The 14,340-nt window shown below is 41.1% G+C and carries 14 protein-coding genes; all 14 read left to right on the top strand.

Going from position 1 to position 14,340, the window contains the following annotated elements; all coding sequences use genetic code 11:
• Positions 1 to 4 precede the first annotated feature (4 nt).
• The 14 genes from fliO (at position 5) to VJY63_RS10950 (ending at position 14,282) form a co-directional block, all read left to right on the top strand.
• Complete coding sequence (fliO, locus tag VJY63_RS11015; protein ID WP_324050833.1) at positions 5 to 493, top strand: flagellar biosynthetic protein FliO; 489 nt, start codon at positions 5 to 7, stop codon at positions 491 to 493.
• Entirely contained in the window at positions 477 to 1,238 is a 762-nt protein-coding gene (gene fliP / locus VJY63_RS11010) for a flagellar type III secretion system pore protein FliP (RefSeq protein ID WP_324050831.1), read from the top strand. The genes fliO and fliP overlap by 17 nt, the downstream gene beginning before the upstream one ends.
• A gap of 36 nt (positions 1,239 to 1,274) precedes the next feature.
• On the top strand, positions 1,275 to 1,544 hold the full coding sequence (gene fliQ, locus VJY63_RS11005) for a flagellar biosynthesis protein FliQ (protein ID WP_324050829.1): 270 nt from the start codon (positions 1,275 to 1,277) through the stop codon (positions 1,542 to 1,544).
• Positions 1,545 to 1,552: 8 nt separating this feature from the next.
• Positions 1,553 to 2,332, top strand: a complete 780-nt coding sequence (fliR, locus tag VJY63_RS11000) for a flagellar biosynthetic protein FliR (protein ID WP_324050827.1) — start codon at positions 1,553 to 1,555, stop codon at positions 2,330 to 2,332.
• Positions 2,332 to 3,471, top strand: coding sequence for a flagellar biosynthesis protein FlhB (gene flhB, locus VJY63_RS10995; protein WP_324050826.1), 1,140 nt, complete (start codon positions 2,332 to 2,334; stop codon positions 3,469 to 3,471). The genes fliR and flhB overlap by 1 nt, the downstream gene beginning before the upstream one ends.
• 118 nt (positions 3,472 to 3,589) lie before the next feature.
• Complete coding sequence (flhA, locus tag VJY63_RS10990) at positions 3,590 to 5,710, top strand: flagellar biosynthesis protein FlhA (protein ID WP_324050824.1); 2,121 nt, start codon at positions 3,590 to 3,592, stop codon at positions 5,708 to 5,710.
• Positions 5,711 to 5,745: 35 nt separating this feature from the next.
• A complete protein-coding gene (flhF, locus tag VJY63_RS10985) occupies positions 5,746 to 7,032 on the top strand; it encodes a flagellar biosynthesis protein FlhF (protein WP_324050822.1) in 1,287 nt (428 codons plus the stop codon).
• Positions 7,033 to 7,054: 22 nt separating this feature from the next.
• Positions 7,055 to 7,792 (top strand): RNA polymerase sigma factor FliA, encoded by a 738-nt coding sequence (locus VJY63_RS10980; protein ID WP_324050820.1) that lies wholly within the window; start codon positions 7,055 to 7,057, stop codon positions 7,790 to 7,792.
• 69 nt (positions 7,793 to 7,861) lie between these two features.
• Positions 7,862 to 8,248: a chemotaxis response regulator CheY gene (locus VJY63_RS10975; RefSeq protein ID WP_324050818.1), complete on the top strand. Its 387-nt coding sequence runs from the start codon at positions 7,862 to 7,864 to the stop codon at positions 8,246 to 8,248.
• 38 nt (positions 8,249 to 8,286) lie between these two features.
• Entirely contained in the window at positions 8,287 to 9,075 is a 789-nt protein-coding gene (locus VJY63_RS10970) for a protein phosphatase CheZ (RefSeq protein ID WP_324050816.1), read from the top strand.
• A 12-nt stretch (positions 9,076 to 9,087) separates the two neighbouring features.
• Positions 9,088 to 11,226 (top strand): chemotaxis protein CheA, encoded by a 2,139-nt coding sequence (locus VJY63_RS10965; RefSeq protein ID WP_324050815.1) that lies wholly within the window; start codon positions 9,088 to 9,090, stop codon positions 11,224 to 11,226.
• A gap of 30 nt (positions 11,227 to 11,256) precedes the next feature.
• Positions 11,257 to 12,450, top strand: a complete 1,194-nt coding sequence (locus VJY63_RS10960; RefSeq protein WP_324050814.1) for a chemotaxis response regulator protein-glutamate methylesterase — start codon at positions 11,257 to 11,259, stop codon at positions 12,448 to 12,450.
• 33 nt (positions 12,451 to 12,483) lie between these two features.
• Positions 12,484 to 13,293 (top strand): ParA family protein, encoded by an 810-nt coding sequence (locus VJY63_RS10955; RefSeq protein ID WP_324050812.1) that lies wholly within the window; start codon positions 12,484 to 12,486, stop codon positions 13,291 to 13,293.
• Positions 13,293 to 14,282, top strand: a complete 990-nt coding sequence (locus VJY63_RS10950; RefSeq protein WP_324050811.1) for a chemotaxis protein CheW — start codon at positions 13,293 to 13,295, stop codon at positions 14,280 to 14,282. The genes VJY63_RS10955 and VJY63_RS10950 overlap by 1 nt, the downstream gene beginning before the upstream one ends.
• The last annotated feature ends 58 nt before the right edge of the window (positions 14,283 to 14,340 follow it).

Below are 14,340 nucleotides of genomic sequence, written 5' to 3'. Positions count from 1 at the left end.
TCTGATGATGCTTAGTAAAATACGTGTATTTTTTAAACAGCAGGCAGGTATTTACTGCCTGCTTTTTTTCTCATTGGTTAATCAGCCTTTATGGGCTGCTACTGAGTCGGGTATTTTTACAACCAGTGAGTTAGCCGTTCAGGTGGCGATTGGTTTAGTGGTTGTTTTGTCGCTGATGTTTGCCTTGGCTTGGTTGGCTAAGCGAATGCGTCTAGTGCCGGGCGCATTAGGTAATAAAGATATTATACGTACTTTAGCTGTTTTGCCTTTAGGTAATCGTGAAAAATTGTTGTTAGTGCAAGTTGGCGAAGAGCAGTTATTACTTGGTATTACTACTCAGCAAATTACTTGTTTACATGAATTAAAAAAACCTATCGATTTTAATGCGACAGCATCAAAACCTGCTTTTGCTCAGTTTATGCAGCATTGGTCTGCTAAAAATCAGCTAACTGCGACTAATAATGAGGAGAAAAAGGTTGATAAGAAGGATTAGTCAGCTAGGTCGATTGTTGCTATTAGCGTTTGTCTGTTTGCTACCGCTAAATGCATTTGCTGACCCCTTAGGCATTGAAGCTTTACGTCTAGTGCAAAATGATGATGGTAGCCAAACTTACTCGGTTACAATTCAGATTTTAGCCATTATGACAGCCTTGACGCTTTTACCGGCGATGCTGATTATGATGACAAGCTTTACCCGAATCATCGTTGTTTTATCAATTTTGCGTCAAGCGATAGGTTTACAACAGACACCTTCCAACCAAATTGTTTTGGGGTTAGCACTTTTTTTGACTTTTTTTATTATGACTCCCGTTTGGGAACGTGTTAATGCCGAAGCATTACAGCCTTATATTGCTGAAGAAATAGGCCCTTTAGAGGCTGTTAATTTAGCTAGAGCACCAATACAAGAATTTATGTTATCTCAAACACGTGAGGTTGACTTAGATATGTTTGCGCGTATTGGTGGTTATGATGTTATTGCATCCCCTGAAGAAGTTCCTTTTGTTGTTTTAGTACCTGCTTTTGTAACCAGTGAACTAAAGACAGCTTTTCAAATTGGTTTTATGTTGTTTATTCCTTTTTTAATACTGGATATGGTAGTGGCAAGTATTCTTATGGCGATGGGTATGATGATGTTATCGCCGGTTATTATTTCATTACCGTTTAAAATAATGTTGTTTGTATTAGTTGATGGCTGGACTTTGGTTATGGGTACACTTGCTGCTAGCTATGGTTATTAGTCTTACATTAATATTGCCAAAGACTGGAGGCTTAAAATGACACCTGAAGTTGCTGTAGATTTATTAAGAGAAGCCCTTTTTCTAGTCATTATCATTGTCGTAATTGGGGTTGTGCCAGGCTTGCTGGTAGGGTTAATGGTTGCTGTTTTTCAAGCAGCCACGCAAATTAACGAGCAGACATTAAGCTTTTTACCACGCCTTTTAGCGACGTTGTTAGCATTGATTGTTGCAGGTCCAACGCTTTTGCGTATGTTGATGGAGTATTTTCAGCGTCTTGCAGATAATATACCCTATATGATTGGTTAGCGGATTAAATGACAGCCCTAACCGATGCTGAATTAACGGCTTGGATCGGCGATTTTTTGTGGCCTTTCTTTCGTATTGGTGCTTTTTTTATGGTAGCGCCTATTTTTGGTGCCAATATGGTGCCAGCTCAGGTGCGTATTGGTTTGGCTTTTTTTCTTGCGCTGGTGCTTTTACCGCTTTTACCACCCGTACCAGTCATGGATGCTTTGTCACCACAAACTTGGTTGCTCATTGCACATCAGATATTAATTGGCGTTAGTTTAGGCTTTTTAGTACAGTTGTTATTTCAAGTGTTTATTATTTTTGGTCAAATAGTTGCAATGCAAATTGGTATGGGTATGGCACAAATGGCTGATCCATCCAGTGGTGTCAATGTTACAGTATTAAGCCAATATTCACTTATCTTAACTAACTTTGTCTTTTTGGCGACTGGTGGGCATTTAGTTATTATTTATACTTTATCAGAGAGTTTTACGATTATTCCTATTGGCTTAGAAGGTTTAACACGGGAGCGTTCATGGATGATTGTTACCCAAGGTGGTTGGCTTTTTAAAGGTGCTTTATTAATGGCGATGCCGATTATTGTTTCTAAACTGGTCGTAAACATTGCTTTAGGTGTTGTTACGCGTGCTGCACCTCAGTTAAACATCTTCGTTATTGGTTTTCCCGTTATGATGATTTTAGGATTGGTAGAGTTGTGGATGTGGAGTACTGAATACCTTTTTTATTATAATAGAGCCGTTAGGGAAGTGTTTGATCTCCTTAAAGTCTGGTTAGAGCTGCAGTAATGGCTGAAAACCAAGATGGGCAAGAAAAAACAGAAGAACCCACGTCGAAAAAGAAAGAGGAATCGCGCCGTGATGGTGAGGTTGCTCGATCTAAAGAATTAACAACTGCTGTGTTATTAATTGCTAGTGGTTTTGCGTTATTAACTTTTGGTGCTTGGATGGGTGGTAAAGCATTAGAATTATTTGCTTTTAATTTTACTTTAGATCGTAATGACCTAATTACCCATGATGCTATGTTTACGCATTTTAGTAGTTCAGTGTGGCGTGCTTTATGGGTGGTTATGCCGCTGTTGCTGGTATTGTTTTTTACTGCTATTTTGTCGCAAATTGTTGTGGGTGGTTGGAATATCACTGCCAAAGCATTAATGCCTAAGTTCAGTAAAATGAATCCTATTTCTGGTATTAAACGTATTTTTTCTAAAAACTCTTTGGTTGAATTTATTAAATCTGTTGCTAAGGTTCTTTTAGTTGGTAGTGTATCTTTTATCATTATTTGGGGTTTAAGAAGTGATTTCTCAAGTTTGGGTGCAATGGCATTGGAACCAGCTATTGCTAAAGGTAGCTATTTAATTATTTGGGGTTTTTTAGCAATAAGTTCGTCGTTAATCGTGGTTGTTTTAATTGATGTGCCCTGGCAAATTCATCAGCAAAATGAAAAATTAAAAATGACTTTGCAAGAAGTTAAAGATGAGTTTAAAAATACAGAAGGTAAACCTGAAGTTAAGGGGCGTATTAGGCGTATGCAAATGGAAATGTCGCAAAGACGAATGATGTCTGATGTTCCTGATGCTGATGTTGTGATTACTAACCCTACTCATTATGCTGTAGCATTAAAATACGATGAGTCAGGCAACGCTGCACCCACTGTTTTAGCTAAAGGTGGTGATAACATGGCGGCAAAAATTAGAGAAATTGCTGACCATTATCAAATTCCAGTGTTGCAGTTGCCGCCTTTAACACGGGCGATTTATTATTCGACTGAAATTGGTGATGAAATTCCGCAATCACTTTATATGGCCGTTGCTCAAGTGTTGGCTTATGTGTTTCAAATGAAGCAGCATAAAGCGGGTAAAGCAAAGAAGCCTAGTAAAATTATTAAAGTGGATGTTCCACCCGAACTAGACCCTGAACAGGGTTGATTTACAAAATTACTTAGAATAGAAATATTCCATGAGTTTATTTCATGGTCAGATTTTGGCATACTCCTGCGGCTTTGCTGTCAGCTTGCCCGACATTTGTATGCTAACCAGGTGATACATGGATTTAACTCAGCTTCAAAATCATTTGCGGACAATAGTAAAAAGCCAAGTAGGTATTCCTATTATGCTCTTGTGCTTGCTGGGTATGATGACCCTGCCAGTACCTGTGTTTTTACTGGATATATTTTTTACTTTTAATATCGCTTTCGCAATAGTCATCTTGTTGGTTGCCGTTTATGCTATGCGACCGCTTGATTTTGCTGTATTTCCTACTATTTTATTGATTGCAACGTTACTGCGTTTAGCATTGAATGTTGCCTCTACGCGTATTGTATTACTGAATGGCCATGAAGGTGGTGATGCTGCGGGTAAGGTTATTGAAGCCTTTGGTGCCGTCCTTATTGGCGGTGACTATGTGGTTGGTGCCATTGTTTTTATGATCTTAATGATTATAAACTTTGTAGTAATTACCAAGGGTGCTGGACGTATTTCTGAAGTAAGTGCCCGTTTTACCCTAGATGCGATGCCCGGTAAGCAAATGGCGATTGATGCTGATCTTAACGCCGGATTAATTGATCAAGCTGATGCAAAGATACGTCGTGAAGAGGTTGCTGCGGAAGCGGACTTCTATGGTTCAATGGATGGTGCGAGTAAGTTTGTTCGAGGTGATGCGGTTGCTGGCATAATGATTTTAATCATTAACGTTGTTGGCGGCTTGTTAATTGGTATGTTTCAGCATGATTTAAGTTTTGCATTAGCGGCTGAGCGTTATGTTTTGTTAACGATTGGTGATGGCCTAGTTGCACAGATTCCTTCTTTAATGCTTTCTGTTGCTGCTGCTATCATGGTAACGCGGGTTAACTCTAGCCAAAACCTGTCGGTTCAAATTTCCTCACAGATGTTTGGGACACCTAAGGCTTTGGCTGTTGCTGCAACGCTGATGGTTATTATGGGGCTTATTCCGGGAATGCCGCATACGGCCTTTTTAGGTTTAGCTGCTGTTGCTGGTGCTGGTGCTTACCTTGTACACCGTAAATTGCAAAAAGAAGCCGCTGATGAAGCGGCAGCAGTGCAGGTTGCTAATCAGTTACCTATGACGCCTGATCCTGATGTTATCGATCAAAAGGAGTTAAACTGGCAAGATGTTGCACCCGTTGATCTACTTGGGTTAGAAGTTGGGTATCGCTTAATTCCATTGGTTGACAAAACGCAAGGTGGGCAGTTATTAGGCCGTATTAAAGGTATACGTAAAAAGCTATCCCAAGATTTAGGTTTTTTAATGCCTTCGGTACATATACGCGATAACTTAGATTTAACACCTAATAGTTATCGAATTATTCTTAAAGGCGTTGCTTTGGGTGAAGCAGAAGTTCATCCAGAAAGAGAGATGGCAATTAATCCTGGGCAGGTTTATGGTCCAATTAATGGTATTAAAGGTCGTGATCCAGCGTTTGGTTTAGAGGCGGTATGGATTAACTCAAGTCAGCGTGAAGAAGCACAAACACTGGGTTATACTGTGGTTGATGCTAGCACCGTGATAGCAACGCAGCTTAATCAAATCATGCATGATTTTGCCCATGAGTTAATTGGACATGATGATGTACAAAAAATGCTTGATATGTTGGCGCAAACAGCACCTAAACTTTCTGAGCAGCTAGTGCCTGAGAGTGTTACTCTATCTGTCTTGCTGAAAGTTTTGCAGAATTTATTAACCGAACAAGTGCCGGTTAGAGACTTTAGATCCATTGCACAAGCTTTGGTTGAAGCAGCACACACGACACGCGATCCAATACAGTTAACTTCTGCTGTTCGTGTGGCTTTATCACGCTCAATCGTGCAAGCAATTACCGGGCCAAGTGAGCATTTAGCTGTTATTACGTTAGAGCCAAAGTTAGAGCAGTTATTACTTAAAAGTGTTCAGCAGGCCGCGCAACAGGGTGGTGAAACCGATCAGTTAATTCTTGAACCTGCAATGGCTGAAAAGCTACAGCAGTCTTTAAGTGAGGTTGCTCAGCAGCAAGAAATGGCCGGGAATCCGGCTGTATTAGTGACAGCAGCACCGGTTAGACCTGTTATGGCAAGGTTTGTGCGTTATGGTATTCAGAATGTACACGTTCTGTCTTATCAAGAAATACCCGATAATAAACAGATTACTATCGTGGCAACCATTGGTCAGTAAATTATTTTGAAGAGCAGGCAGAAAGAGGTTTATTAATGAGGGTAAAACGCTTTTTCGGGGCAGATTCCCGGCAGGCCATGCGTCAAGTTCGTGATGAGCTTGGTGATGATGCTGTTATCCTCTCTAATAAGAACGTAGATAATGGCGTAGAAATTGTTTGTGCGCTTGATTATGACGGCGAAGCGACTCCACGCAAATTCGCCGATGCACTTAAAAAAGCTGATCAAGGCGATGCTTTGCAGCGTGAGTTAGATGATGCTCGGCAGCGTATTATGTCGGGTGCAACATTTGATTCAGGCAACAGCGAAAATGCTTTCCAAAAAAAAGCACGTATCCGCCAGCTAGGTGCTTTATCTGAAGGGTATAAGGCAGATATGACGCAGCAAACCTCTGGTTTTGAAGACTATTCACCACCAGCTGCTACGCGCTCTAATGCTTTAGGAAATGATCAAGTTGTTCAGGCATTACAATTAGAAATACAAAGTTTACATAATTTGCTTAAAGATCAAATGAATGAGCAGAATGCCGTTAGAAATCCATCGGAAGCTTTAGTTCGTAAACGGTTACTGGCTGCTGGCTTTAGGGATGTTTATGTTAAACGCTTACTAAAATTAGTTAAAATAACACCTGATATTGATAATAAAACGGCTTGGCAATTAGTTTTAGATCGTTTGAAAAGCGAAGTTCAAACGCTTGATGAAGAATTTATTGATAAAGGTGGTGTTGTTGCGGTGTTGGGGCCTACCGGTGTAGGTAAAACTACGACACTTAGTAAATTGGCTGCGCGTTATGTACTTAAACATGGCGCTGAAGGTTTAGCCTTGGTTACAACAGACTGTTATCGGATTGCTGCTTATGAACAGTTGCGTACAGTTGGACGTATTCTAGGCGTTACCGTTCGTGTTATTGATGAAAATAACTCGCTTGATATGACGTTAAAGTCGTTGAGAGGTAAAAGCCTTGTGTTGATAGATACTGCGGGGTTAAATGTACGTGATCCTAACTTGCAAACACAAGTGAATCTATTAGCTTCAACACAAGCCCGTATTCGTCGATTTTTAGTGTTGCCTGCGACAAGTCAGGCAAGAGTATTATTGGATACTTATGAAGCTTATCGTGAAGCTGGTTTAAATGGCTGTATATTAACTAAATTAGATGAAGCGATGCACTTGGGTGAAGTATTAGGTTTGGTGCTAGAAAAAAGACTTCCTGTGAGCTATCTCACTAACGGGCAAAAAATCCCAGATGATGTACAGCTGGCAAATCCTACCTCTATTTTGGCGCGTTTTGTCAGAGACGTAGAACGTAGTGAAGAAACTTAGGGAACGTGAGTGGGTTTAATGAATGACAGCAACCAAGGGGCTTAGTCTCTATTCACGCAATCAACAGCTGGCAGATGCTCGATTGCTTGAGCAGTATTCACTTTTGGTACGCAAAATTGCCTATCATCTTTTAGGTCGTTTACCAGCTAGTGTGCAGCTAGATGATTTATTACAAGCGGGTTCAATGGGATTAATTGAAGCTTCGCGTAATTTTGATGCCGAAAAAGGTGCTAGCTTTGAAACTTTCGCTTCCATTCGTATTCGTGGATCTATGCTTGATGAAGTGCGTCGCCAAGATTGGGTGCCCAGATCTGTCCATAAAAATAGTCGTAGAGTTAGTGAAGCAGTAAGAAGTATTGAGGGTCGTACAGGATCTGATGCAAAAGATCATGAAATAGCCGAGGAAATGGGTATTTCATTACAAGAATATAATCAGTATTTATCCGATACTGCTGGTTCTAGATTATTTAGTTTTGAAGAACTAAATAGCCAAGAAGATTCAGCCTATGAGGTGCCTGACCATAATGCGCCAGAACCTTATGCTGAAGTACAAGAATCACGTTTTCAGGAATCGTTGGCGGATGCAATTTCAGCTTTGCCTGAGCGTGAACAAATGGTACTTTCCCTGTACTATAACGAAGAGTTGAATTTGAAGGAGATCGGGGCCATTCTGAGTGTGAGTGAGTCACGAATCAGTCAGATTCTTAGTCAAGCTGCAGCGCGGTTGCGCGGAAGGCTTGCCGACTGGAAAAATGTATAGCATACCTTTCTTCAGGTATGGTTTTACTAATATGATTACCGCTGCTTGCAAGGTTTAACGGAGGTTGCCTTGAATAAAGACATGAAGATTCTCATTGTCGATGATTTTGCTACTATGAGAAGGATCATAAAGAACTTGCTTCGTGACCTAGGTTTTAATAATACCTACGAGGCAGATGACGGTTTAACAGCAATTCCCATGCTGAATACTGGTAATTATGATTTTTTAGTAACCGATTGGAATATGCCAGGTATGACAGGTTTTGACCTGTTAAAGCATGTGCGTGCAGATCCTGATCTAAAAAACTTGCCCATTCTTATGGTTACTGCTGAATCTAAGCGTGAGCAAATAGTTGCAGCAGCCCAGGCGGGTGTAAATGGTTACATAGTGAAGCCTTTTACTGCTGCTGTACTAAAAGAGAAAATTGAGAAAATCTTTGAGCGTATCCAAAAATAATGGCTTTTTTCAATTTAATATAGAGCCAAGGTGGATACATGTCTGATCAAAGCGAACAGCTAGAAGATTTTGAAGTGCTACTGCGAGATTTAACTGATGAGTTGGTTAAAGAAATTGAGCGTGGCGCTCTGGCTGATGCTGTCAATTTGTTACAGACAATCAATGATGCACGTAATAAGGACTTATATCAGCAGGTAGGGCAGTTAACACGCGCTCTGCATGACGCTATCCGGGATTTTCAGCTGGAGGGTCGTGCAGCAGCTAATCAGAAAGGTGCTTTTTCTGAGATGGCTGATGCCACTGATCGGCTTAATTACATTATTAATCTTACCCACAATGCAGCTAATCGCACTTTAGATAAGGTTGAAGAATGTGAGCCTATTGCCCGTAATTTAGGCAAAGAAGCTGCTTTGTTGCGTAACGAATGGGGTCGTCTGATTCGAAGAGAAATGAAGCCACAGGAATTCCGGGACCTGTATCGCCGCATTGACTTATTCTTAATAGAAACTGAATTACAGACGGGTGTGCTAGGTGGTAACTTTAGTGAAATTACGCTAGCACAAGATTACCAAGACTTAACCGGTCAAGTGGTAAAAAAAGTAATTACCCTAGTACATGATGTAGAAGACAGGTTGGTCGATCTAGTTAGAATGGCCAGCAAAGTCGACAGAATAACCGGTATTCAGCCTATGAATGCCAATAAAAAAACTGAGGTTATCGACAAGCAGATTCCTGAAGGACCTGTAGTAAACGCCGAAAAACGCGGCATTGAAATAGTGTCAAGTCAGGATGATGTGGATGATCTTCTCTCCAGTCTCGGGTTTTAAAGGAGCCGATGGATGAGTCTCGACGCAGATCAGGATATTCTGCAGGATTTCCTTGTAGAAGCTGGTGAAATCCTGGAACTTCTTTCAGAGCAGTTGGTGGATTTGGAGCAATCTCCAAACGATCCCGACTTACTCAATGCTATTTTCCGTGGATTCCATACCGTAAAAGGTGGTGCTGGTTTTTTACAAATCACGCCTCTAGTCGAATGCTGTCACAACGCTGAAAACGTGTTTGATACGCTTAGGAAAAATCAGCGTCAAGTAACACCCGAATTGATGGACGTAGTGCTTAGTGCGCTTGATGCCGTTAATGAAATGTTTGAAACCGTTCGTGCTAACGAAATGCCGGGTGATGCTGATGAGGCGCTTTTAGAAGCGTTGGCTTATTATGCTTATCCTGAAGGCGAAGAAGTGGGTAGCGCACCAGGCGCTGAATCTGCTGAGTCTGAATTTGAACTAGCTGAAGTCATTGACAACGAACAAGAGTCTGAATCTGTTGATGGTGATGGTGATGGTGATGGTGATATTACCGATGCAGAATTTGAAAGCTTGCTAAATGCGCTTAGCCCAGAAGACCGTGCAGCAATGGAGAAAGAGGCCAAAGTGCCTGCTGCCCCTGTTGCTAGAAAAAGCTATGGCCCACCTAGCGATGATATTTCTGAAGATGAATTTGATGCTTTGCTTGATGAATTGCATGGTAAGGGTAAAGGCCCAGGTTTAGTTGCAGAAAAACCTAAACCTAAAAGAGCAGCAAAACCCCCGCCGAGTGATAATATTACAGAGGATGAATTTGATGCTTTGCTAGACGAGCTACATGGTAAAGGTAAAGCGCCGAATTTTGCTGATGCAGGCAGTGCAAAACCTGCCATCAAACCCGTAACAAAACCTGCTGCTAAATCTATTGCACCTGAATCTACTGCTGCACTTCCGGCTGTCGCTGCTAAAACACCGGCGCGTAAAGAGCCGCTGGTTGATACAACTGTGCGTGTAGATACTTCTCGCCTTGATGAAATCATGAATATGGTTGGTGAGTTGGTTTTAGTTCGCAATCGCTTGGTTCGATTGGGTTCAGACAGTTCAGATGCAGAATTGGCTAAAGCAGTCGGTAATTTAGATGTTGTTACCGCTGATTTGCAAAGTGCGGTAATGAAAACGCGTATGCAGCCAATCAAAAAAGTATTTGGTCGCTTCCCGCGGGTTGTTCGAGATTTATCTAGATCCATGAAAAAAGAAATGGTTCTAGAAATGATCGGTGAAGATACTGATTTAGATAAAAATTTAGTTGAAGCATTGGCGGATCCCTTAGTCCACTTGGTGCGTAACTCAGCAGATCATGGTATTGAAATGCCAGATGTGCGCGAAAAAAATGGCAAAGATCGAGTCGGTAAAATTGTTCTTTCAGCTGAACAAGAAGGTGATCATATACTGCTAATCATCGCGGATGATGGTGCAGGTATGGATCCAGAAGTATTGAAGCGTAAAGCTGTTGAAAAAGGTCAATTAGATCAAGACGCAGCAGACCGATTGACAGACCAAGAAGCGTTTAATTTGATTTTTGCTGCTGGACTTTCCACCAAAGACGAAATCTCTGATGTGTCAGGGCGTGGTGTGGGTATGGACGTAGTTAAAACTAAAATTTCGCAGCTTAATGGTACTTTGAACGTTTGGTCCGAGTTAGGCAAAGGTAGCAAAATTATCATTAAAGTACCTTTAACGCTGGCAATTATGCCAACGCTAATGATAAAACTGCAAGATCAGACTTTTGCTTTACCGTTGGTTAACGTTGACGAAATTTTCCAGCTTGATGTTTCGCGTGCTAATAAAATTGATGGACATGAAGTTATTATTATTCGTGACCGCACTTTGCCACTTTTTTACTTGCGTCGTTGGCTTGTTAGAGATCCTGCTAAGCGTGAAATATCAAAAGAAGAAATGCGTGAAGCACACGTAGTTGTAGTTGCTATAGGTAATATGCAAGTCGGTTTTGTCGTCGATGATTTAATCGGTCAAGAAGAAGTTGTTATCAAACCTTTAGGTACTATGTTGCATGGTACACCTGGTTTAGCGGGTGCAACCATTACTGGTGATGGCCGAATTGCTTTGATACTTGATATTCCTGGTTTATTAAACCATTACACAGGTCGTCGTTGAATTGGTTATGAATAGGTTTGGGAGATAAAAATGCCAATCACTGTGCTGGTGGTTGATGATTCAGGTTTTTTTAGACGTAGAGTGTGTGAGCTATTAGAAACAGACCCACGTTTAAAGGCGATAGGTACAGCCTCTAATGGTCGTGAGGCGGTTGAAAAAACGCTTGAGCTAAAACCTGATGTCATCACTATGGATTATGAAATGCCAGTAATGGATGGTATTTCTGCAGTTCGTGAAATTATGGCAAAACAACCGACGCCAGTATTAATGTTTTCCTCGCTAACCCATGAAGGTGCAAGAGTTACGCTGGATGCTTTGGAGGCAGGTGCTGTTGATTATCTGCCAAAAAACTTTGAAGACATTTCTCGCAATACAGAAAAAATGGCGAGTGTTTTGTGTGAGCGTTTGTTGACTGTTGCTAGAAGTGGTGGTTTATCAGCCCGATCAAAATTAGTAAGGTCTTCAGCACCGGCAACAAAAACTGCTACGCCAATAAGAAAACAGTTTGAAACAGAAGCTAATAGTCGTTTAAGTCTTGCTGAGCGTATTGCTGCACGGCGTGATGATGCGCGTAAAAGTCAGCAGCAGCTTCAAGCTGAACGGGCGGTTGCAAAAGCTAATCTTGCCCCAGCACCTAAGCCTAAGCCTCAGCCACGCCATTTTTCTTTGTTGATGATAGGCACTTCAACGGGTGGCCCTATGGCATTACAAACGGTTTTAACGCGTTTGCCCGCTAGTTTTCCTGCGCCTATTGTTTTAATTCAACATATGCCCTCAACTTTTACTGGAGCATTTGCTGAAAGGTTAAATAGCCTGTGTAAAATTGAAGTAAGGGAAGCACAAGATGGCGACCAGTTAAGACCTGGCTTGGCATTATTAGCACCCGGTGGCAAGCAAATGATCGTTGATAAGCGCGGTGGTGGTACAGTCAGGATTTTAGAAGGTGACGAGCGTTTAAATTATAAACCTTGTGTTGATGTGACTTTTGGTTCAGGCGCCAAAGTTTATTCTGGCAAAGTGTTAGGTGTGATTTTAACCGGCATGGGTTCTGACGGCAAAGAAGGCTGCCGCCTGCTTAAAGAAACGGGTTCTGTTGTTTGGTCGCAAGATGAAGTGAGCTCTGTTATTTACGGTATGCCAATGGCGATTGCTAAGGCAGGGTTAGCTGATGAAATCATTAATCTTGCTGATATTTCCGATAAGTTAATTAGTGACGTCACCTGAGTGTTGGCGGCAAATTTAGGAGTTTAATCAGGTATGCATGTCTGGGCAGTCGCTAATCAAAAAGGCGGTGTTGGCAAAACAACCACAGCAGTGACGCTTGGCGGTATTCTTGCAGACCGTGGACATCAGGTTCTGTTACTTGATATGGATCCGCATGGCTCGTTAACTAGCTATTTTAAATATGATCCAGACAATGTTGAAAAAAGTATCTATGACCTTTTCCAGCATAAGCAAATTCCTGAATCTTTGCCTGCGAGTTTATTACTAAATACCAGTCACGATCGCATCAAACTTATCGCAGCTTCAACGGCCTTAGCAACGCTAGAACGGCAAATGAGTGGTAAAGGCGGAATGGGTTTAGTCATTGCTAAAGCTTTAGCTCAGCTATGGAATCGTTTTGATTATGTATTAATTGATAGTCCGCCTGTATTGGGTTTATTGATGATTAATGCATTAGCTGCCTGTGAGCAGCTGGTTGTTCCTGTACAAACAGAGTTCCTAGCAATCAAAGGCTTGGAGCGTATGATGCGTACCTTGAAAATGATTAATCGAGCGCGTAAACACGATTTACCTTATACCGTAGTACCAACGCTTTATGATCGACGTACGCAAGCATCCATTCAAAGCTTACGTCTGTTACGTAATAGTTATGGTGATGCTATTTGGCATTCTGTGGTGCCTGTTGATACTAAGTTTCGGGATGCAAGTGTAGTAGGAATGCCTGCTTCTATGCTAGATCCTAATAGCCGTGGTGTATACGCTTACACTGTATTATTAAAGTTTTTACAAGAAAAAGAAGTCGAGTTACGTAAGCAAGGAATGCTTGGTAAGGAGAATAACTAATGAGTTGGCATGATACTCCTCAGCAAGCGATAGAAGACTACCTTGATGCACTGCTGCACGATGATTTATTAGAAAATTCATTAGAAGAATCGTCAGTAAAGCCAGTTATCGAGCACCATCAAGTTTATGATGAATCGCCATCAGAAAAATTTTCTGAGCCATATGATGAATCTTTACAGGCTCGGCAATTACGCGAATCAATGTTGCAATTTAACCCTGTTGCCAAACCTCTGGCTAGCAATTTTGAGCGTCCGGTATTATTAGATGAGCCTTTTCTAGGTGCTCAGGTTATTTTGCCAAATATAAACTTACCTAGCCTTGAAACAAAAGTAGAAACATTAGCCGACGTAATACAAGAAATTGAAAATAAAGCTTTAGTTGTAGAAGAACAGATTGAAGAAGAGCAGATTGTAGAAGAACAGATTGTAGAAGAACAGATTGTAGATACTTCAGAAATGTCTATTACTGGCCAGCCACCTTCACCACCCGGCTGGAAAGATGGTCGTCCAGTTTGGGCGCAAGAACGTTTTGAATGTTTGTTATTTAAAGTTAAAGGTCTAACTTTAGCTGTGCCATTAGTTGAATTAGGCGGCATTATTAAAATTGAAAAACACCCAACCCCGTTGTTTGGCCAGCCAAGCTGGTTTATGGGTATATTGCGTAATAATAAAATGAATGTATCAATGATTGATACGGCGCAATGGGTTTTGCCACCCGCTTTAATTAAAAAAATTGATCCTTATAAATTAGTTATTCGTATTCATGAAAGCACTTGGGGCTTAGCTTGTAACGAGGTAGATCGCTCTATCTCCCTTAAACCAGAACAAGTACGTTGGCGTACATCTTTAGGTAAGCGCCCTTGGTTAGCAGGGACTGTTATAGAGCATATGTGTGCCTTAATTGACGTTGCTGCTTTTGCCCGATTATTAAAAGAAGGCCATGGCGATTTAGAGCCAATAAATTTGAAAGCATTGAATAATATAAAGTGAGTAATAATGTTATTTAGTAATAATTAGCAACAAAAAGAGATCGCTATTTAGGTACTGT

This window comes from Marinospirillum sp., assembly GCF_035271045.1.
Classification (GTDB): Bacteria; Pseudomonadota; Gammaproteobacteria; order Pseudomonadales; family Halomonadaceae; genus Marinospirillum.
Note: the sequence above shows the minus strand (reverse complement) of the source record. Positions and strands in the feature narration are given on the sequence as shown.